17 protein-coding genes and 2 pseudogenes are annotated in these 21,783 nt (G+C 42.8%); 4 read left to right on the top strand and 15 right to left on the bottom strand.

What is annotated here, in order from left to right:
- Positions 1-5 precede the first annotated feature (5 nt).
- From ACWXW9_RS20810 to ACWXW9_RS20795, 4 genes are all read right to left on the bottom strand, one after another.
- The gene (locus ACWXW9_RS20810; RefSeq protein ID WP_494930966.1) at positions 6-2,105 is read right to left on the bottom strand and encodes an amylo-alpha-1,6-glucosidase; all 2,100 of its coding nucleotides are present in this window, start codon (positions 2,103-2,105) and stop codon (positions 6-8) included.
- 75 nt (positions 2,106-2,180) lie between these two features.
- Positions 2,181-3,191: a LacI family DNA-binding transcriptional regulator gene (locus ACWXW9_RS20805; protein WP_494931014.1), complete on the bottom strand. Its 1,011-nt coding sequence runs from the start codon at positions 3,189-3,191 to the stop codon at positions 2,181-2,183.
- Between the two features lie 166 nt (positions 3,192-3,357).
- Positions 3,358-4,377 (bottom strand): ABC transporter substrate-binding protein, encoded by a 1,020-nt coding sequence (locus tag ACWXW9_RS20800; protein ID WP_494931013.1) that lies wholly within the window; start codon positions 4,375-4,377, stop codon positions 3,358-3,360.
- Positions 4,378-4,695: 318 nt separating this feature from the next.
- Positions 4,696-5,088, bottom strand: coding sequence for a winged helix-turn-helix transcriptional regulator (locus ACWXW9_RS20795; protein WP_494930965.1), 393 nt, complete (start codon positions 5,086-5,088; stop codon positions 4,696-4,698).
- A gap of 143 nt (positions 5,089-5,231) precedes the next feature.
- Here ACWXW9_RS20795 and ACWXW9_RS20790 point away from each other — a divergent pair, with 143 nt between their 5' ends.
- Complete coding sequence (locus ACWXW9_RS20790) at positions 5,232-5,906, top strand: NAD(P)H-dependent oxidoreductase (RefSeq protein ID WP_494930964.1); 675 nt, start codon at positions 5,232-5,234, stop codon at positions 5,904-5,906.
- A gap of 59 nt (positions 5,907-5,965) precedes the next feature.
- On the opposite strand, the gene ACWXW9_RS20785 is transcribed toward ACWXW9_RS20790, so the two are convergent.
- Together ACWXW9_RS20785 and ACWXW9_RS20780 are read right to left on the bottom strand one after the other, a co-directional pair.
- Positions 5,966-8,884 carry a DUF3863 domain-containing protein gene (locus ACWXW9_RS20785; protein WP_494930963.1) on the bottom strand — a complete coding sequence of 973 codons (2,919 nt, stop codon included), beginning with the start codon at positions 8,882-8,884 and terminating at the stop codon, positions 5,966-5,968.
- A 567-nt stretch (positions 8,885-9,451) separates the two neighbouring features.
- A complete protein-coding gene (locus tag ACWXW9_RS20780; protein ID WP_494930962.1) occupies positions 9,452-10,150 on the bottom strand; it encodes a hypothetical protein in 699 nt (232 codons plus the stop codon).
- Positions 10,151-10,366: 216 nt separating this feature from the next.
- On the opposite strand from ACWXW9_RS20780, the gene ACWXW9_RS20775 reads away from it, so the two are divergent.
- Positions 10,367-11,104, top strand: coding sequence for a GNAT family N-acetyltransferase (locus ACWXW9_RS20775; protein ID WP_494930961.1), 738 nt, complete (start codon positions 10,367-10,369; stop codon positions 11,102-11,104).
- A 114-nt stretch (positions 11,105-11,218) separates the two neighbouring features.
- On the opposite strand, the gene ACWXW9_RS20770 is transcribed toward ACWXW9_RS20775, so the two are convergent.
- Entirely contained in the window at positions 11,219-12,598 is a 1,380-nt protein-coding gene (locus tag ACWXW9_RS20770; protein ID WP_476127403.1) for an amino acid permease, read from the bottom strand.
- 20 nt (positions 12,599-12,618) lie between these two features.
- On the opposite strand from ACWXW9_RS20770, the gene ACWXW9_RS20765 reads away from it, so the two are divergent.
- Positions 12,619-12,852: a hypothetical protein gene (locus tag ACWXW9_RS20765; RefSeq protein WP_494930960.1), complete on the top strand. Its 234-nt coding sequence runs from the start codon at positions 12,619-12,621 to the stop codon at positions 12,850-12,852.
- A gap of 259 nt (positions 12,853-13,111) precedes the next feature.
- Here ACWXW9_RS20765 and ACWXW9_RS20760 read toward each other — a convergent pair whose 3' ends face one another.
- Together ACWXW9_RS20760 and ACWXW9_RS20755 are read right to left on the bottom strand one after the other, a co-directional pair.
- Positions 13,112-13,231 (bottom strand): helix-turn-helix domain-containing protein, encoded by a 120-nt coding sequence (locus tag ACWXW9_RS20760; RefSeq protein WP_494930959.1) that lies wholly within the window; start codon positions 13,229-13,231, stop codon positions 13,112-13,114.
- Between the two features lie 443 nt (positions 13,232-13,674).
- On the bottom strand, positions 13,675-14,118 hold the full coding sequence (locus tag ACWXW9_RS20755) for a HEAT repeat domain-containing protein (RefSeq protein WP_494930958.1): 444 nt from the start codon (positions 14,116-14,118) through the stop codon (positions 13,675-13,677).
- A gap of 403 nt (positions 14,119-14,521) precedes the next feature.
- On the opposite strand from ACWXW9_RS20755, the pseudogene ACWXW9_RS20750 reads away from it, so the two are divergent.
- Positions 14,522-14,803, top strand: a pseudogene (locus ACWXW9_RS20750) (DinB family protein); the annotation flags it as partial.
- A 150-nt stretch (positions 14,804-14,953) separates the two neighbouring features.
- Here the strand turns inward: ACWXW9_RS20750 and ACWXW9_RS20745 are convergent.
- From ACWXW9_RS20745 to ACWXW9_RS20720, 6 genes and pseudogenes are all read right to left on the bottom strand, one after another.
- Complete coding sequence (locus tag ACWXW9_RS20745; protein WP_494930957.1) at positions 14,954-15,478, bottom strand: VOC family protein; 525 nt, start codon at positions 15,476-15,478, stop codon at positions 14,954-14,956.
- Positions 15,479-15,529: 51 nt separating this feature from the next.
- On the bottom strand, positions 15,530-16,156 hold the full coding sequence (locus tag ACWXW9_RS20740; RefSeq protein ID WP_494930956.1) for a type 1 glutamine amidotransferase family protein: 627 nt from the start codon (positions 16,154-16,156) through the stop codon (positions 15,530-15,532).
- A gap of 113 nt (positions 16,157-16,269) precedes the next feature.
- Positions 16,270-17,232 (bottom strand): helix-turn-helix transcriptional regulator, encoded by a 963-nt coding sequence (locus ACWXW9_RS20735; RefSeq protein WP_494930955.1) that lies wholly within the window; start codon positions 17,230-17,232, stop codon positions 16,270-16,272.
- A gap of 129 nt (positions 17,233-17,361) precedes the next feature.
- Complete coding sequence (locus ACWXW9_RS20730; protein ID WP_494930954.1) at positions 17,362-18,216, bottom strand: recombinase zinc ribbon domain-containing protein; 855 nt, start codon at positions 18,214-18,216, stop codon at positions 17,362-17,364.
- A 149-nt stretch (positions 18,217-18,365) separates the two neighbouring features.
- Positions 18,366-18,938, bottom strand: a pseudogene (locus tag ACWXW9_RS20725) (recombinase family protein); the annotation flags it as partial.
- Between the two features lie 1,550 nt (positions 18,939-20,488).
- Positions 20,489-21,778, bottom strand: coding sequence for a Wadjet anti-phage system protein JetD domain-containing protein (locus ACWXW9_RS20720; protein ID WP_494930953.1), 1,290 nt, complete (start codon positions 21,776-21,778; stop codon positions 20,489-20,491).
- Positions 21,779-21,783 lie beyond the last annotated feature (5 nt).

The following is a 21,783-nucleotide window of genomic DNA, read 5'->3' as shown; positions in this document are numbered from 1 at the left end:
TTGGCTTAGTCAGTAATAACTTTATAATTCGTTGTATTCTCCAGTACGGACCAAGCAATCTCTCCCCCATCGTTTCTTTCCACTTGGATGGACAGGACTCCGTTACCGATGGCGATATTGGAAACCGTCAGCTCATTCATCCCGTCAAGCAAGACAGGTGAGAGATGAATCTGCTTTCTGATCCCGTCTGGAAACAGGCCAAGCAGGGACTGGATAAATATGAGAGGCGTTCCCGCCGCCCATGCTTGTGGAGAACAAGCCACCGGGTAAGGGACGGCCTTCCCGATTGAGCTGTCATAACCGCAGAACAACTCAGGCAATCGTTCATATTCAAAATGACCAGCAGAGTCAATCAGCCCTTTCATCACCTGATTCGCCTGCTGCTGACGACCAGTTTTGCTGAGTCCAAGGATAATCATACTGTTATCGTGCGGCCAAATGCTTCCATCATGATAGCTCATCGGATTGTATCCAGCTTCTCCTTCTCCCATCGTCCGAATCCCAAAACCGGAGAACATTTTGCGTGAAACCAGCATATCGGCTACCGCATCCACTCTGGAGTCGTCTAGCATTCCCGACAACAGCAAGTGTCCAGGATTTGATGTAATGGTGCCCACCTGATGCTTGTTTTCATCCAGAGCGATAGCATAGTATTGATGCTCCTCCATCCAAAAAGCCTCATCAAATTTGTTTTTCAGGCGCCGTGCCTCGTCCCTGAGCTTAGCGGATTCCTCACTGCGGCCAAGAGCTTCATACAAATCAGCAATACCCATTTTTGCCTGAAAGACGTAGCCCTGCACCTCGCTTAAAGCAATCGGCGTTTTGGCATACTCTCCGCTGCGGTGAACAATGGAATCGCCGGAATCCTTCCAGCCCTGATTGGCTATGCCTTTGCTTGATTCCTGATGATACTCCACAAACAAATCGTCGTCCCGGTCACCATAGCGGTCGATCCACTCCAGCGCCCCGATAATATTCGGTTCCAGCTCCCGCACGAATTCCAGATCCCCGGTCCATCTGGCGTACTCTGCAATCAGCATCAGAAACAACGGAGTCGCGTCAATGGTTCCATAGTAAGGAGTAAATGGAATTTGATTTGTGTTCGCCAGCTCACCGTATCTGATTTCGTGCATGATTTTCCCCGGTTGCTCGTCACGCCAAGGATCTACAGATTCCCCTTGCCGGGCAGCCATCGTGCGAATGGTACCTTTCGCGACCTGCGCATTAAAGGGAAGCATTTGCAAGGATGCAATGAGGCTGTCTCTGCCAAATGGGACGCCAAACCAGGGAAGTCCAGCGACTGGAAACACGCCATAGCCCAAATCCGTCAGCAGCACCTTCAAATCCTTCAGGCCCCGGTCCACAAGCCGCTGAAGCAGATCATGATCTGTCTGTACTTTGGCCGTTTGCTGATCCCATACCTCATAAACCTGCTTGAGCTGCTTTAACGCATCCTCCGGCTTCATCGGCTCCGCTACGACGGCTTCTCCAATCTGTGGCTGTACTGTGAACGTAATCACTTCAGATGCCCCGTGATCCAAAGTGATTTGAAAAAAGACATCTCCGTTTTCATCAGCGGCTTGTTCTGGCCGGTCCCATGTGACAACGGTAGCCCGGCAGACTTGATCAGCTCCCTGGTAACTAAAGACTAGAGACTGATTCGCGGCCTTTGTTCCGGTTCTTTTCCCCAACTCACCGCTCTGAAAACCGCGAACGACAAACATATCCGCAAAATCGGCATCCATGTGCACACTCAGCTCGAATGTAATCTGCTTCGGGTAATAATTCGTCAGCTTAATGCGTTCATACAGCACATCATCATAAATAAAACGGGTCCGTTCCACTTCAACCGATTCACGCCATAACTCCAGCTTGCCGTCGATTTCCGTTTGCACATTGGTCAGCAAAATGGTGGCCATGTAATTTTCTGCTGCATCCGAGGATAGCAAAACAGGTTCCTGTCCGTTAATTCTCAGATCCAGCCTGCTGAGAAATCGGGTATCCTTCGTATACAATCCCAATCCATAGGGGTGGTTTTCGGGAATATTCCCTTTCGTATCTGTCAATAAAAACAGGTCATTTTCTTTAATTACTCTGTATTCCATAAGTCCCTCTTTCTATCCGAAACGTTTCGGAAAAAATGTAATTGAAAAACCACATATCGTGGTTTTTTTGTTTTTTTATCGTTTCATTGTCGATTCTCTTTCAACCAGTTGTGTTTCCAGGGTCATGGCATGTGGCTGTCCGCTGCCTTCCAGCATTTGAATCAGCATCGTGGCCGCTTGATAGCCGAGCTGAAATTTATCCTGTGATACGGTTGTCAAAGGCGGGCTCGCGTAAGACGCAAGCTGAATGTCATCATATCCGGCAACCGACAACTGTTCGGGCACTTTCCTGTCAAGCTGCTTCGCTGCTTTTAGAACTCCCAGCGCCATCAGATCGCTCGCACAAAAGATAGCCGTCATTTCGGGGTAAAGTGTTAACAGTTTAACGGCTTCCTCTCTGGCGGTGTCTTCATCATACGCCCCATTGACGACCCATTCCGGATTGAACGTTAATCCTGCCGATTCCAGTGACTCCCGGTATCCTTCCAGCCGCCTCTCACTGACAAAAGCCTGATTATGCCCATTCACCATCCCAATATGACTGTGACCGAGCCCTATCAAATAATCCACTGTTTTTTTTGCACCAAGCACATTATCTGTCGTCACATAACCTACCGTATCCGTCAAGATTGGGATATCAATCAGGATACAGGGAATGTCGCTATCTACCACCTCCTGAAGATATGGGTCATCGGTTTTAATCCCTGATAAAATGACCCCGTCCACTCTACGCTCCCGGCATAGCTGGGAATACGTCTTTTCTCTTTGTTTCGTTGAATTGGTACTGAACAGGACCAAATCATAGTCTTTTTCCGACACACATTCATTAATCCCTGATAAAACCTCAAACGTAAAATGATCCTTGGCACTTTGCCGATTCATCCCCGATACAAGCAGTCCAATCGTTTTCGACTTGTTCATGACGAGTCCTCTCGCCAAAATATTGGGGCTGTAATTCAAATCTTTGGCCACTTGCATAATTTTGCGACGGGTCGCTTCATTGACATCATCGTATCCGTTGAGAGCTCTGGAGACCGTTGTGACGGAAACGCCGGCAACGCGCGCGATATCTTTAATTGTCGTCATCATTGTGCTCCTTACCCATCTTCCAAAACGTTTCGGAAGCTTTGGGAATGAGTATATCTTAGAATGTAACCGATTGCAACAAAAAATGATCTCACAAAAAAGCACCCCACCCACGGTCATACTGCCCATGTAGTGAAGTGCTTACGAATGAACGTGGATCATATACTTATTTTTTAGCTTTATTCTCTTTTTCTCTTTCAACCAGCATATCCACGATCATATCAATCTGCCCGGTGATGGCGATCGGATCATAGCGATAGTACGTATCAAAATCGTTAAAGAACACTCTATTGTTCTTCACCGCAGACAGGTTCCCCCACACAGCGGACGATTTCAGTTGCTTAAGCGCGTCTCCCTTTTTCTCCGGGTCATAGATTGTCAGGAACATATAATCTGCGGCGTACTGTGGCAATACCTCCAACGAAAGCTGTACGGTTTGTTCCTTGGAGTTGGTCGTTTTCTTCGGCATGTTCAGCTTGAGCGCATTGTATACGGCTTGTCCGCCCCGGCCTGCATTGTCTCCAAATATCCAAAGGGCGTTCTTGTCCGTTAGCTCATACAAACCAAAGGTAGCCTTTTCGTCAATAACTCCTTTAAGTCGTGCGCGGCCTTCCGCAGCCTTTTTATCAAATGCGGCAATAAATTGTGCGGCCTTCTCTTTTTCTCCGGTAATATCACCAAACAGCTTGACCGTATCATAAATGTTAGTCGTAGTGCCATACGGAATATACAAGGTCGGGGCGATCTTAGATAAAGCCTCATAGTTTGTATCCTTCATCACCACAATCAGATCGGGTTTGAGTTCCAGCGTCTTCTCCAAATTGGTCGGGTCACCCACTTCTTTGGTCCCCTTTTCCTTGAGCAAAGCAGTTATGAAAGGATTTTGAAAGGCCGTCGGCTCCACACCCACCACATTAGCCCCTACGGACAGTAATTCTCCGCCGTAAAAATCCGTCACAATACGCTGCGGTTTGACCGGAATTTGAATATCCCCTTTGACCGTTTTAAAGCTTCGCATCTGACCGTCTGTCGTATCAGCGTTTTTCTCTCCGGTGGAAGCTGACTCTTGCTTAACTCCTGAAGATGAAGCGGAATGATTACCATTGCTGTTTCCGCCGCAAGCGCTAATGAATACAGACAATACGAGCATCATAGCAGCCAAAATAAAAAACGATTTTTTCCTCAACATATTAGCCCCCTATGTATTGTAAAAATGACCTTTTTAATTACATGATAATGATTATCAATATCGTAAGAAATATATCAGGCGGCTTCTCTGCTGTCAACTTAAAATCGAAGTTTTTCAAAAAAGAGGGGAACTGGAGAATATCTGACCAAATCATCCGATGAGTGGTTCAGCCTTATGAATCATTTGATTCCAGTCTCTCACTGGATTTATGCAAAATACTCTTATTGATAAAGCGCAAAAAGCACTACGGTATATGCTCTAGCATACGATCGTAAGTGCCTTTTGCGCGTACCTGTATTGAAAGATGAACATCCTCTACAAGCTGGGCTTGGATGGCTCCATGCAGCTTTCTGATGAACGATGTTTGGTTTTATATTCCTCTCCCCAATCCTTCATTAAGTTAATAATCGGAGTCAGAGTTCTTCCAAATTCGGTTAGAGAATATTCGACTTTGGGGGGAACCTGCTGATAGACTTCACGGTGAACTACACCGTCCTCTTCCAGCTCGCGTAACTGGAGCGTAAGCATGCGCTGAGTAATCCCCGGACAGATCCGCCGAAACTCGCTAAAACGCTTGGTTCCATACATTAGATGATATAAAAGGACTCCTTTCCATTTGCCTCCAATCACATCCAAGGTGTACTCCACGGGACAGGCCTGGTCCTTTCCATCGGGACATTCTCCAAAGCCGCCTTTCCGATTACGCATAAGCAATTCTCCTCCTGGTATCATTTTGTATACTACAGCACATTAATGTGCGTACTTCAAAAACAGTCATGTATATTCTAATATTAAGCATGCCACTTGGTAAGCGTCAATTCTAATCCATATCCATAAGGAGTGTAAAAACAATGGAAAACTTAACAACCACTAAACATCAAATCTTATCTGCATATGAGTTCAGACATGCTACCAAAGAATTTGACACCCATAAAAAAATCAGCGATTCGGACTTCGATTTTATTCTCGAAACAGGCCGTTTATCCCCCAGTTCGTTCGGCTTTGAACCCTGGAGGTTCTTAGTCGTCCAAAGCAAAGCCATACGTGAGAAGCTGCTGCCTTACTCTTGGGGGGCCAAAAAACAGCTTCCAACAGCAAGCCATTTCGTACTCATTCTCTCCAGACTGCCTAAAGACATGTTGGCCTCATCCGACTATATCAAGGGTGTAATGGAAAACGTACAGCAATTGCCTGCTGAAGTGGCTAAAGGCAAAGCAAAGGTATATGATGCCTTCCTGAAATCGGATTTTGAGCTGGAGGAAAATGAAAGAGCGATGTTTGAGTGGGGTTGCCGACAAACCTATATCGCTCTGGGCAATATGATGACAGCCGCAGCTCAAATCGGAGTTGACTCCTGTCCAATCGAAGGTTTTAATAAAAACAAAATTGAACAAATTCTTTCCGAAGAAGGCATCATGGATGCCGAGCATTTCGGCATTTCCTGCATGGTGGCTTTTGGATACCGTCTGAATGAGCCGCGTGGAAAAACTCGGCGACCTGCGGATCAAGTTATTGAATGGGTATAACTAAAGGACGAGTAGACCAAAAAGAACCGAAAGCGATATGCTCTCGGTTCTTTTTGGTCTTACTGATAGTTCACTTCTTCTGCGAAGTAAATCTCCTTCAAACGATCCTTAACGCGCTGAATTTCCTCTGCTGTTAACGGAGCCATAGGCTTTAGCTTAAAGTTTCTTCCGGTGACATAGCTTACATCCGTGTTCCTATCCAGGTTGAATGGTGTTTTGGGAACCGGATTTCGGGTATAGTCGGTAAAATCAATAATGGACCATGCCGAATCTCCATCCTCCTTGGATAAAATGATCCGCTGTGAAGCATTTTCAGTCCACAAGTAACGCAGATTGGCCGGTGAATTATTGGAGTCCATAACTGCCTTAATGCCGGAACCCCTAAACATGAGCGAAAATTCCGTATGATCATTATTCGATCCAACTAACGATTCATAAATCTGTTTCAGCCCGTCCACTCCCACAATCTCGACCTCGCGGTCAGCAGGGAAGTGATTCACAAAGTTCTCCCATATTTGAGACATGTTATGGTTCTTGGCAAGCCAGTTGATGTCCAAAATAATGGACATGTAGTTTACCGTATTTAAACGTTGATATGGGTTATCTAAATATTGCTGTGCTATATACAGTTGTGGTGCCGCATCCGTTTCAGTCACATATGGGTCGCCTGGATGGAGCGTCCAGCGTGAGGAATCCTTTGTATAGCGTGATCCAATGGGATCAATCGTAATCGAGTTCATAAACACGATACCACTATTATTTGCAAGCCCCTGTGCTGGAACAATCGGATTATCCTTATTGGACCAGTAAGGCATCAAAGGTGAACCTTCACCATACATGCTGTTAACATTATACTGTGTAGCCGACCACCCCATCGCTGAAGTGATCTTATAATGATCTTTAAGCCATTGGGCCTGCTCAGGGTTCACCGTAAAACTGGTCAATGATTTAGGCAGATACTTCCGGTATTGGTCTGTATCCATGCTTTCAAACACCGAAGGTGATCCCAACGACCCGGATTGGTGCAGCTCATTGAGTGCATTATAACGATACATATACAACCACTCGTTCATCCGTGCTTCCCATTCAGGGAGTGCGTACAGATTATTCGGATACCCGTCCAAAATCCCGACTTCATCACCATACTGATCCACATATTCCAAAACCTGTTTAAGCTGCGGGCGATTCGTTTCTACAAAAACAAATCTATTTTCCATGGCCCAGGTCACTTTTAAGTTGGGGCCAAATTGATCCATCAGCAATTGACGAGCCTGCTCAATTTGGTCTACCGTGGTCGTACTGCCCGCATCTTGTCCCTGTAGCATCATCGAGACAGCAAAATATTGCTTTTTGCGCTCTCCCGGTACTACAGTTAACTCGGCATCGGATATGAAGTGAATTCCCTGAGATGGTGATTCAACCTCAATCTTGAATGGAATGACAGAGTTCACTGCAGGAATCAGATGCAGATTGGCAATATGCCCATCCTCGTCAAATATCCCTTTGGAATCCTTTATCCGAAGCTTCAAGTCTGACGGCAACAAACCTGGCGGTATGACCTCTCCCTTTGCATTTTGAAATACATAGGGCATACTCCAGGCTACAGGGTCTAGAGTAGTGGCCTGTGAAATGGTGTACGTCGCCAAGTATACGGACCTGATTACACTCGGGTCCTCTACTGGAGGAGTCTTCCCTTTCACGATCAGCTTGGTCTGTGCTTTAAGTACCCGATAGGGTTTGGCAATTGTGACTTCTATCTCTACAGGGATGTAACCATCAGCAGCAGGAATATTTTCGGAACGCGCGATTTTCCCTTGTTCATCAAAAACACCTAATGTATCACTAAATGTGTAAGTGATACTTGTGACGCTGACATCGGGAATGTTTACCAAGCGTCCTTCATTGTATAGCTGAAAGGACAGCTGATATGCAGGATACGTTTCCGGTTGATTTACCAACTCTGGCGCCTTGATTACAACCTCATCCACTACAAAATCCGAGGAATGATCCGGTGGAATCACCGGTGGTTTCGGTTTCGGTCCCGGTGGCGGCGGCGTTACTGGCGGTATTACTGGTGGTGTCTCTGGTGGTTTAGGGCCAGGTCCCGGTGGTATAACTGGCGGTTCAGGCTTCGGCTCTGTTGGTGTTATCGGCGAGTCCGGTGGATCGGGCCTTGGACTATGGCTTTTAGGCTCTTCAATTTCTGGATTCGCGCGCTGGTGACTAATTTCCGGCGCCAGGTCGACCACTACCTTCTTCGATTCTGGTAGGCTGATCGGCTGATTTGTCGTTGCTGCTCCATTTCCTAATGACTCCAGCAAACGCTTGGCACGTTCTCTCAGATCGTCACCGCCTAGCCATATCCGATAAGCAACCAGTGTAGCATCCTGCCGTCTCACAGACTCTTTGGGGTGGAAATAGTGATTTGTATCCCCCTCCATCAGTTCCAACCGTTCCATCAGCCATACGCTCGTTTGTGCATAGTCTGATATATCAGACTGATCCACAAAACTGGATATACTGGAAGCGCGGGTATCTTCAGAAACACCGAAATACCTGGCATACCAAACTGCCATATCCTGGCGAGTCATATTGTGCTTTGCACCGAATAACTGATCGCTAATTCCTTTGGTAATGTTCTCTTCCTGCAGGGTCTGCACATAAGATAAAGCCCACGGCGACACATCTGTAAAAGGAACAACACTTCTGGTGTTCGACGTTCGTTTTACGGTTTTAGCAAAGATACTCGCCCACTCCTGCCGCGAAATAAAATCTATGGGCCGGAAGCTGCCATCGTGATAACCAGTAACAACCCCTTGAGCAGCCATGGCTTCAATCGCATCAGCAGCGTAGGAATGCTCAATATCGTTAAAGGCCCTGTCTGCAAAAACAGGTACAGTATGTACGCAGAACAACCAAACAGCTAGTAAACCAGCCATGTACCGCCTAATTCGTTGTAACTCTTTTTTACATTTCATAAGATTCTAGAGCATTTCCCCTCCTTTATGATGTAATACCAGATCACTTCCCCCTGTGCTCCTTTTCATTTGTGAAAATTATCTCTTTTGTTTTCAAACGAATTCTCATAATCAGTGACACCAAACTGTATATACTTGAATTATCGGAATAATCTCCCTAGGTTTGAATAAAGACAGTAAAAAAAGTCGCTTTAGGTATGCTGTATTATCCGTTAAATCGTCATTATTTTAAAGCCATATATCCCGATCATTTAAAATGGTTTTCATTGGAAATCAAATTTTCAACCCTTTTCTTCCATCACTGTATGTTCTCATTGCCAGCGTAGAAATAAAAAAGATAACATCATGTATATAGTCCCGGATGGGTATACACTATGTTATCTCTACTATTGCAGATCACTCTCACTTGAGCATTTTGCATAAATCCCAAGAGCGATTTCAAATCAGCAATATATAGATCAAAACGGTCTAGTTTGTCTATACATTGTACTTTTAAGCGTTGGGAATCGAATTATGCAAAATGCTGACTTATTTGGATCACTTATTAGCCATCCTATATCACCTGGGTTATTCTTTTGTAATAGCACCATTAAAAACATAATAGTAACTCTCTGAAATCCCATCTTGCGGATAAGCTGCAGGATCTTCGCTTGTTACTTGACCTACAAGCTCCCGATTTATAAACGTGTGAGGTCCTTCCTCTATTAGCGCTTCAGCAGACATACCACTGATAGGTCGTACGGTACTGGACCAGAATGTAACTAAATATATATCGTCAGGATTAAATTGAAAGCGTCCTTCACTTGGTGTCCCCTCATAAAATAGCTCAGACAAAGAAGTCGCTTCTGACCCTCTCATAAAAATCCGAATATCACTAGTTCCATTCCATCTATGAGGAATTCCACCTCTGGGATTGATATACTCTACAACCTCAGGCTCTTGATCGCGAAGAAAATCAGTAACTGTAAATTTGTAAACCGCATCCGTTATGCTTACGGTTACAACTCCAGTTGTTTTCCCCGTTTTATAGCCGCTGAAATCTCCATACACATTTGGGGTTTGGCTTAAAGCGGCAAAAAACCTTTCCTGATCCATATATTCTATTCTTCCAGGTACTGCAGTCAATCTATATGTCTTCACCTCAGTACCCTTGTACTTGTCCCAAGTATATTCTGTGGTAGCTGCGTAAGATACCCCGCCGTTCCAGCCCAATGATGCTACTACTAGCAAGGCTAACATCAAGAGCAATGACCATTTTTTCAACATCTTCCCCTTAACCCCTCTCCATTTGCACTCCAATTATTTAATAAAATTATAGCTTCTCTAAAATTCTATTAACAGTTAAAATTTAGAAGAAAGTATAGATAATTTATGTCCTTTGTATATTGGCTAGACCTAAACAAAATTAGTGCTTTCTTTCTATTTCCCTTTGGCTTATTATTCGTTAGTATGTATTATTATTCATTTGTATGGAGGATACCTATGAACCTTAAAATGATTGAAGAGCTATCCTTGAACAACTGGCAGCCCCTGTCCACTTTGCTTTACGATGGATGGATTTTGCGCTTTGCAGATGGTTATACCAAACGTGCCAACTCGATTAACCCGATTCATTATTCAACCTTTGACCTCGATCATAAAATTGAAGAGTGTGAGAGCTTATATTTCAATCGTAACTTGCCCGCAACCTATAAAATCACTCCCTTTATCCATCCTGAGCATTTAGATCGCATTTTAGAGGAAAAGGGCTATTCCCTCATTGACCCGACGAGTGTTCAAACCTTGAAGCTGGATAACCTAAGCAGCCCCCAACTAGATTCGGTGAACATAGATGAACATATGAATGAAGAATGGTTAGAGCATTTTTGCAGACTTAATCGTGTGGAAGATCATCATAAGGGTATCATGGAACGCATGTTATCTAATATCATAACGAAGAAAGGGTTTATCTCGCTTTATGACAACAATCAAGTTATTGCTTGCGGTCTTGGAATTATCGAAAGAGAGTATCTAGGTTTATACGATATTGTGACCGATTTAAATTACAGAAATCAGGGCTTCGGGGAACAAATGATATTACATTTGCTCCAATGGGGACAAGAACATGAGGCCAAACACAGCTATTTAGCCGTTGCAGCCGATAACAAACCTGCACAACGGCTTTATGCCAAACTAGGATACTCGGAAGTTTATACGTATTGGTATAGGGTTAAAGCTTGAGCCGTTTTTCCGTTTCCGAAGTAAGTTGCTTTTACCTTGGCAAAAGAAAAACCGAGCGAACTCAGGGAGTAACCTGAATCTCGCTCGGCGTGATCTCTGCATTTAAGCAGCCTTCTATTTCTTATCTAATTCTTCAATTCTCTGCCGCTTTCCTATGCCAAAGACAAAATAGCCGACAATGACGATTGCCATGAATGATGCTCCGACAATCAATGACGTGCGCGTGTCTGGATTGAACCACATTCCAACGATCACCAGGGACAAGAAGATAATGGTGATGTAGTTGCTGATCGGGAAAAAACGAGACTTGAAGGGATGATCTTCCATTTCATTCTTCCACTTTTTCCTGAATTTAAATTGACTGATTGCCATTGCAAACCACGGTACCATGCCTGGAAGAACACTGGCGCTATAAATATACAGGAACAGCTTGGAATCAGGGATTAAGTAATTAAACAGCACTCCCACCAGCAGCAAGGAAATGGTCGCAATAATACTATTTCTGGGAACCCCGCTTTCGGAAACTTTCCCAAAGAACTTGGGGGCTTGTCCGTTTTTAGACAATGTATATAGCATTCTTCCCGCACTGTAAATCCCGCTGTTGCAGCCTGACATCGCGGCTGTGAGAACAACGAAATTAATGATGCCCGCAGCGGCAACAATCCCTACTTTGGCAAAGGTCAGAACGAAAGGACTGCCGATCTCGCCAATTTGATTCCATGGATAGATTGTAACAATAACAAAGATCGCACCCACGTAAAAAATCAGAATACGCCAGATAATATTCTTAATGGCTTTTCGCAGCGTCATTTTCGGATTTTCTGCTTCACCCGCCGTAATGCCCACCATCTCTATACCTTGATAAGCGGCCGTTACAATACAGAGCGCAAATAGAAAACCTTTTAAACCACCTGCAAAAAAACCGCCATGGCTGTACAGATTGGAGAGACCAATCGGTTGCCCACCATTCCCCAGGCCAAAGAAGATCATACCCGTGCCAATAATCAGCATAAAGATAATGGCGACAATCTTAATCATGGCAAACCAAAATTCAAATTCTCCATAAAATTTCACAGCCGCCAAATTGGCTAACGCAATAATGATGACGCCTGCCAAGGCTGGTAGCCATTGCGGAATGTCAGGGAACCAATAGCCCACGTACACCCCAATGGCAGTAACCTCCGCCATCCCTACAGTAACCCATAAAAACCAATAGCTCCAAGCGGTCAAAAAACCGGCCAAAGGGCTAATATATTTATGTGCAAAAGTAGCGAATGAACCTGTCACCGGTTCGAGAATCAGCATTTCTCCCATCATCCGCATGACAAAAAACATAATAATCCCGGCTAAGAGATAGGCCAACAGCACAGAAGGCCCCGCCCATTTTATCGTACTTGCCGACCCCATAAACAAGCCAACGCCAATGGTGCCTCCAAGCGCAATCAGCTCAACATGCCGTGGCTTTAGCCCTCTCGTTAATTGTTTCGATTCCAAAAGAACGCTCCCCTTCGTATTTGTTCATCATCAAACCTGAAAGATATGAAAAACAGCCCTATCCCAAAAAGGATATCGAGATATCAGGCTGCCGTGATGCTGATTTTGCCAATATAGAGATACTTCATCATCCGAGTGCGCACAAGGAAATCACGTCCAAATATGAATCAAGCCTTGCTGTTCCTGAGTCCGACCCTGTAGCAATGAAAGAATTGTATGACAAAAAAAACGGAAAATCAACACTTGTTATTTAACCAATGGTTAAAGAATAATGGTAAAAAATAGAGGACCAAATTTGTCTTTGCAACAGCTTATTCACTATGACCACGCTTAGAGCTAATATATTTCACGGAAACGTGTTTATCAACGACAAACTTCACTATTGCCCCATCAAAAATGATCATTTTCCTACAATTTATCTACAGATAATTCTTAGTTGCTTTCTTTGCATTCCTGATATGTATTTCATAGCTTGCTCAAAAAGTATTCCTTTAACGTTATAGAATAGAAATTTTATTGGTTTGTATCTTTCACATACTTGAGCAATTCTCCAGGCTGGCAATCCAGCGCAGCACAAATACGGTCAAGTGTATCCAATGTAATGGATTTAACGTCTGCCCCACCGTCAGACACCCACTGACTTATCGTATTAGGACGTATCCCTGATTTTTTTTCAAAGCATACATCGTCATTCCCTGTCTTTCAACATTTCATCGACCATAAACTTTATCATTTATATACATCCTCAGTTCATTTTATTTTGAATAAATATAATAACCATTTACGTTATTAACTTAATGAGTTAATTTTGAAACAGGAATTAACGCACAGAGTTATTATTAATTCTTAAAGTGCAGAAATGATTATTAATCTTTACGAAATGAAAATGCATTCGGCAATTAAATAAGATGTAACACATTAAAAATCACACAAACGAGGAAAAGATACAAACATACCAACTCCCAATATCATAAGTAAAAAAAACCTTAACAAAGATAACCCCTTATCCCTGTTAAGGTTTTGTCTGCATTACCAGTAACAACCCTTAAAATACATTCAGTTGTAGGATTCCGACATTATCTTGTGGATAACGAAGCCCATTTTTGCTCCAGCCACTGATCAAACTCAGCACCCTTGTCACCTTCATAGATGTCGTAAATGTCGACTCTCATCTTGTGCAGCTTCTCGCGAAAATCATTGTAGGTATGATCGGCTGGCAGGCTTTTTTTAATCCGCACCAGAGTCTTCGTCAGGCCCTTTACAAGCTCACCCTCTTTGCGCACAGGTGGCTGTACATTCTCGCCCCATTCCTGTAGCTTGTTGTATGCGGCTTGCTGAACGGCATATACCGTATCATTATTCAATCGGTGTGTCAGCACGTCGATCGTCTGCTGGTTCTTCCACGCACCCAGATCATTTACCGCAGCTAGACGCGCTTTCCAATCGGAGGTTCGGTTAACAGCTACTTTAAGCTGCTCATATACATCTGCAAATTCCTGCTGAGTTTCGTTGTTTTCCAAAATAATCTCATCCTTTTCTATAACTGAGTCAATCTATATTCGATCCTGTAACGGTTCCACCATCAGAGCACTTTGTTCACCTGTTCTTCGACCCTGTGGCTTTACTAAAAAAATCACTACATTTGCTGTTCATCATGATTGCCGTTTGTTAAATATAACATACTTGCAGGTCTTCTTCATATCTCGAACCATCTTCTTTATTTACGAACTTACGCGGAAAGTTAAATTGAGCTTTTGATACTCCAGCTCTCTTGCATTTAGTTAGAGAGTAACAGCTTTAATAAAAACTTATGTTCGTATACAATTAATGGGTTGGAAAATATATTCCACATGAAAAGAGGGGATCCATATGACAGATTTTTCATTACAGTTTTACGATTTTAACGCATAGGCAAATGAACAAATTTTCAAGCGATTAAAAGAGCTCCCCAAGGATGCTTATCGTCAAGAAGTTCAAAGTGTGTTTTCATCGTTATCGAATGTATTGTCCCATGTCTATCTTTCCGATCTTGGGTGGATAGAATTTTTTTCTGGTAAAAGTATGAACCATGCATTGACGTTAGCTGAACAACTAAAAGAACAAACAGAGTCAAAAGGGTTAGAGGAAATGGAGACCATGCTTTTGGAGTTATCCGAGCGATTCAAATCGTTCCTGAACCAAAAAGAAAATATAGAAAAGCCCCTTGGCGACACGGTATATTTTCGAAGGATTGCTTTTTCAACCTCAAAATTTTGAAGTTTCTATTTTCGCCAACTATTTGGCACCAGCATTTCTATTACATCATTTCAGCAAATTGTCACTTTTAACACTTTTCATCAAAAAAAGTTATTTCATTTATTCTCCAGTAAAGCTTTTGGCCCATTCAGCAACCCTCCGACTACTTTCTTCTTCTGACAAATCCTCAATCCTAGTCATAATAGACCATCTTACTCCAAAAGGATCCAATATACTTCCGAATCGATCACCTGAAACAAAGTTTGCAACCGGTTCCCTTACTTTTGCTCCTCTTGCTACCGCTTTTTCAAATACCTCATCAACATTCATTACGTAAATTCCTAAAGAATAACACGCATTGTCTTCATCTGGCGGCAAGACCAATTTATATGTCGGATTCGCTGCTCCCAGCTGCAAAAAACCATTTCCAAAATCTAATTCAGCATGAACAATTATTTTATTGCCATTCCCATCAGGATATTCAGTAATATCCTTAACCCTTGCATTGAAAACCGTTTTATAGAACTCTATTGCTTCAGAAGGATTCTTCACTGTAATAAATGGGGTAATAGATGTAATGCCGTTGGGTGTTCCATTCTTTGTATATTTACCTGACACTCCCATATATTCTCTGCTTCCAGTCATTTTTACTCCTCCTTTAAATGATCATAACATATCAATTTTATGCTTATACCTTCATTGGATTGAATTCATCAACTCATAGAAATATTTGGAATCCTGAGTCTTATTAAGACTATACCAGGCATCTAATGTTTTTGAAGAAAACACACCCAGAGCTTTTAAGACGTGTACAGAAAATTCCAACGGAGCTGTTCCAGATGCAGTGATCAGTTTTCCATCAGTTACAACAGACTCCATTTTGTAATACTTTTCGCCCGTGTAAGTGGGACAGATCATTTTAAGGTATTCCAGATCATTGCTTGTATGCCAACGTGAATTCAGCAATCCTGTCTGGGCGAGTCCCATGGTAGCACCACAAATCGCTGCAACCCATATACCTTCCTTTAAACACCTCTCAACGATTTTTAAGATGGGTTGGTGAATTGTTTCTGTCCATGTATCTCCGCCGGGTAAAATCAATGTATCTGTGCTTTCAATGCTGCACTCATCCAGTTTGATGTCAGGCAGTATTTTCAATCCGCCCATTGTAGTTACAGGAGTCTTTTCAATTCCCACGGTAACTATTTTTGATGGGGCCAACCCCTTTTTATAATATCTTCCCGAGTTCAGTTCGGCAGTTAAGTAACCTATCTCCCAGTCTGCCATTGTGTCGAACACATAAAGATATACTGTATTATTCATTTGCAAATTCTCCTTATTTTATAATTTATCAAGTGGTACCAATCATCCATTGGTAATCAATGATTATCATCATTATAAAATAGCTTCACTGACATCTGCTGTCAGTGAAGCTATTAAAGTTGATAATATTCCATTAGCTCCGACGCAACAGCAACAAGTTTTTCCTTCAAACTCTGTGGTTCGATTACTTGAATGGATTTCCCGTAGGATAGGAGAAAATAAGGGACATATATATGAATTGATTTTTCCTCAAGTAAAAAGATTGCTTGATCTGATGTCCGCTCTTTCAGATGATGCCCCAAAAACCAATGCAGGCACAAGTCATCCAATGCCTCTGACCTGCCTCCGATAATTAAAGAAATTAACCCGTCCTTGCCCACTAAATCAGGTAACAGATTTTGCATAAAAAATTCACGGGCCGAAAAAGCTTCGGGACGCTTAAATATGAATTGAGTCCGCTTGATTTGTAGAATCCGATCTGCCCGAAAGCTGCGGATTTCATTCCTTAGGTGGCAAAATGCAACAGTATACCATTTATTGTTCCAGTAGACCATTCCATAGGGGTCTATCACCCTATTCTTGGGTTGTTCTTCATGGCTTGTGCGATAATCAATTTCTACAGAGAATTCGTTTGCTACAGCCTGCTCCAATTCCGCCAATACCGGCTGAACAGAAGGGTCTCCCATGCGGTTTATAACTTCAAATCCGGCTAAATGACGGCTAAGTATACTTTCCTGCTCCTGATTCGAATACATTTTCAATTTTGATGTCGCATTGCCTAATGCCTCACTCAAAGGATATCCGGCTTCTTTTGCAAAAACAGCAGCATGAAGGAGTGCCTTTTTTTCTTCAATATCAAATAGCAGAGGTGCTCTGATAAAGTTATTCAGCAAGCTATACCCGCCATTATGACCTGTGTCGGATATTATAGGCACTCCACTGGCACATAGTGCATCAATATACCGATAAACTGTCCTTATATTTATTTCTAACTTTTCGGATATTTGTTTTGCAGTCATTTTTACGCCTGAATTCAGCATCCATAGAATGGCCAGCATATTATCGTTTTTTGGCATAAGATGAATCCTCATCTTTCATTAAACCTCAATATTTTATAAATATCTTTTTTATCTTCTCAAGGATCGCACTAAATGATTAGCTTTGCGAATCGCCTGCATCCCTTTATTCATCAATCTTTCAGCCTTTCAATCCTTGCAATGCTCTCCACATGTGTCGTTCAAAGTATAGGAATGCGGTTCCCCCCTTTCATTTCTGGATAGCTTTTTTTGTTTAATCATCTTACTCTCCACCGAATTCGTAAAGCCTGTTTTATAAATAAACATTAATCTATGCGGGTCAGACTGTGCAGGATCAGTTGAATCCCCTACAGTAACCTTCTCCACAATGCTCTCAAATACATTGCGGTCAAATGAAGAAAGCACCTCATTCTTTTGCAGTACCTTTCTAAGATGCTCCAGTCTCTTCTTCACATCCAATTCCTGCCGCGAGCTTTGCTCTAGCTGCGCCTGCTCATTTAACAACTCACTAAGCTGACTCTCCAACTCCGCATATTCGCTCTCATAGGTAGCTCGATCTATTTTTTCATCTAAGCACAGGTCAATGAGCTTACAACGCTTTTGCTCCATGAGTTTGATTTCATTGTTCACTTTATTTAATTGTCTCATATGGTTCTGATTGCTGAAAACAGTCTCCATATGCTTCATCAGTTCATCTAATACATCCATATGATTGCTGCACAATCTTCTGTAGGATTCAAGAAAAGCACTCTCAATGACATTTTCAATTAAAGCCTTGCTTTGAGGACAATACTTCTTTCCTTTTTTGGTTGCGGTCACACATTGCCAAATCGTCTTTTCGTGCGTCGTGCCGCTATGCCAATTTCGCCTAGATAAGTTACTACCGCAAAACGCACACTCCAGCTTGCTGCTAAAAGGAAATTTCCTGCTGTATTTATCGCGTTTTCCTTTTTCAACGCCTCTTAGTCTTGCTCCTCTTCGATGCAAAATAGCCTGTGCTTTTTCAAAAACCTCTTCACTCACTATTGGCTCATGATGATTCCTAATGTAAAACTGGTCTTCTTCGCCGTAATTCTCCAGTCTTCTCTTTGAGATCGGATCAACGGTAAGGTCTTTCCTTGGAGCAAGTCTCCCTTATATTTTTCATTTTTAACGATACCAAGAATCGCTGTATCCTGCCAATTGCTTCGACCTGCCCTCGTTTTATAACCCGCGGCGGTTAATTCCTTAGCAATCATGTAAGCTCCGTAGCCCGCTATGTAACGCTCGAATATATAACGAACCAGTTCGGCTTCCTTTTCATTTATAGATATTGTCTTTGTCTGTACATCATAATCATAGCCCAAGCAGCTTTGAAAGCCAACCAGCTCGCCGCGCTTCATTTTCATCTTTAAGCCCTTCTTAACGTTGGAGGATATATTTTTAACCTCTTGCTGCGCTACTGAGCTTAAAATGACCAGTAACAATTCGCCATCCATTGTCATTGTATTAATGTTCTCGTCTTCAAAGACTACAGCTACATTCTGCTCCTTCAGCATCCGTACATACTTGAGTGTATCCAATGTATTTCGAGCAAATCGGGAAATGGACTTGGTAATAACCATATCAATTTTCCCATTCATGCAATCATCAATCATGCGTTGGAAGTTCTCACGCTTATTAACCTGTGTTCCGGTTACTGCCTCATCTGCGTAAATATCAACAAGCTGCCAATCCGAACGTTTGTTTACCAGTTCAGTGTAATAGGAAACCTGCGATTTATAGCTGCTAAGCTGTTCCTCTGTATCCGTGCTTACTCTTGCATATGGGCTACTCTTAAAATATCGGAAAGCCCTCCAGCTTTCCGGTCTGTTATTTTTCGGCTGGCCTTAATCACTTCAACTTCATATGCCATTGTTAATCCTCCTTCAGCTCTTATTATCTCGGAATCAGTATAATAAGACTGGGTGCAATCAACAATTGTGCGAATCAGGTTGTCAGGTCAGAAATCACACCATAGTCTTTCATGATCTTATTTTTGAGCGCATGAAATTCCTGTTCGGTTATCAGGATATGGACAATAGCTGCTTAAGCATAGCAATCTGCATGCTATATCGAATTAAATTGTGCTTCATACTATACCTCCCAATAAAAAAGATCGAGAACATTCATTATTAAAGGGATTCGTTTAAAATAAACGCATAGGTAGGCACAACAAGCTAGCGTATAAGGGGCATACGAATGCCCCTCTTCCTATGTTTTGGTTTGACAATTTACTTATCCGGCGAACGATGGTTAGTCATTCTCATAGGTAGCTAGCCTCTCCCAGGTTCTCTGCGAGCTGCCCCCATTGCGATAAGCTGTGGCTGGACAGAAGTATCATTATACCTTCGCATGAATCGTCGCCTTAAATGGAACCATCATTTATTTACTGCATGGCAAAATCGCTCGCATTCTTATAATATAAGATGATTATGGCGCACCTGCAGACTAGCTTTCTCCTTTTGGAGCATGCGAAGAATGTACCGGATAAGATGAGTATTTTGTTTTCAATGAACAAGGAGGTTTTATCCCTCTACTTATCGTTTCATTTTTTAACCAAAATCGGAACCTCATAAATATAAAAATCTGCAGGATGGAATTGAGGAGTTTATTCCTTGCGGATAATAAGGCCTTATAAAGCTCAAACAGATGCCGCTAAGAAAAAATTAATTCACCTTAAAATAGAATAAATCAACAATTAAACTCACTTCATATTGCCTTATAACCCTGTAGCGAATGCAACAGTTATATAGCTCAAATACACAAAATTCCTGCCAAGTTATTTAATATGGACGATTAGAATTACTTTTTGATTGGTTCAGGAATGTAGAACAAAATTGGGGATGACGGAGATACATACGATGAACTTTTGGAGATTTTTGATGAAGTTAGTGAAATCATCAGAGAGCGTATAAGACGTGAGGATTGGGGATTAGAATGGCTCACTATTCCTGCTTTTTAATTTCCAATTAACGTTAATCCCTCAAGATTAAAATATCTTGAGAACTTGTATACTGACAGAAGATTGAGGATCTTAAGACCCTATTATTGTTTATCCTGTTGAAAATATAAAACGAATTCTATGAATATTAAGATGGGGCTGTCCGAAAAGAAAAGTTTGATGAATGAATATCCAGCAAAAACTATCAGAACGGAAAGAGTGAATGCTGGTTAATATTTATTCATTCTTGTTCTCTTTTCGGGTCCCCTTTCTTTTCATTAAAACTGGCTAAATTGGCTCTAATTTCCGTCCAACGATGCAGCACAACCTGCTTTAAGTTTGTATAAAATCCGTCTCTAAGTCTACGATACACTCCTGCTCCAGACGAATCCTGCGCTCTATCATGGTTTCCAGCACCGGAAGCCAATCCGCATATCGTGGTTCACTCAACGCATGAAGTAGCTGACTGGCATAATCTTCACTGACAGGCGCTGCTTGTGATTCGTACTGGAGTAGCGTATCCACTCCCATCCGATAAGGTCGAAGCCCGAGGAAAAAATTGGATTGAATCCACTTAAAAATGCGGATTCCGCCAAGGTCGATATCGCCCCAGTGGAGTAGTTCTGGCGGATTTGACGCTTCACTTACTACCTGACTCAGCTTTCGGAGAAAGCTTTGCAAGACACGATTTGGGTACCCTCCTGTGTAGATGACAAGAACCTCGCCAGCACGAACCGAAGGCTGCTCTAGATAATAATGGTAGCTCGTCCAATTTTCAATGGTAAGAATGTGACGAGCATGCATAAAGACATGCGTCATTGCATCAATCGTCTCACCAGAAAGCCCGAGACCGCCCGGAAATGCGCTGGTGTCAACCTGCTTGCCGTCGCGGACTCGAAAGACAAGTGAACCGCATAAAAAGACACTTTGAGGATTACGAGTAAGACCAAGCCAATCCAACCATTCTTCTTCTGTCTCCCGCTGCTCACCAGAAGCCTGCTTCGCCAGAGCAATCAGCCGTTTAAGCGTCTGACGCTCCAGATGCTTCGTATCTCGAAATAGCTGCTGGCTAAAGATGCGAATTGGTACTGCACGATCACCAAGCAGCGGCAACTCGTTCAACGTGCACACTAGATCAACCGTTCCTTGCACATCATCTGGATCGAGGCGAACAGTCTTGCCTTGCGCCAATGCATCGTCCATTTCCTGTCGCCACTCTTGAATCCAACGCCACGGATGAGAACTCAACGGAATCAGAGAAGCCCGCAATTGCTCCAATTTGGTGCGTAAAGGAGTACGACCGGAAATCCGATACGCCTCCTCTACAGCCTCCCATTGCAAATATACCTTCTCTATTTCGTCCGAACGATATTTAGTCCTTGTAAGTTGAACAACATCCACCTGCTCCAACTCGGCTAGCCTTTCGTTCATCCAATGACGCTTTCGAAAGTCCATCTCATCGTTATAATCCCGAGCAAAAGGACTTTTCCCAATTACGAGTTGGGGACGCATTTTTCCAGGAGTCCCTGTGGCAAATGATTGGCTTTGCTCGTATTTGTCCAAAAGCAGGGCCAGCAAATCCCTGCCAAATTTCTGCTTAAACCCTATTTCGTCTGCTTCCATACGTA

The sequence above is a fragment of the Paenibacillus sp. LT-B23 genome, from assembly GCF_059417685.1.
The sequence above is the reverse complement of the archived record's forward strand: the minus strand, read 5'-3'. Positions and strand labels throughout refer to the sequence as shown.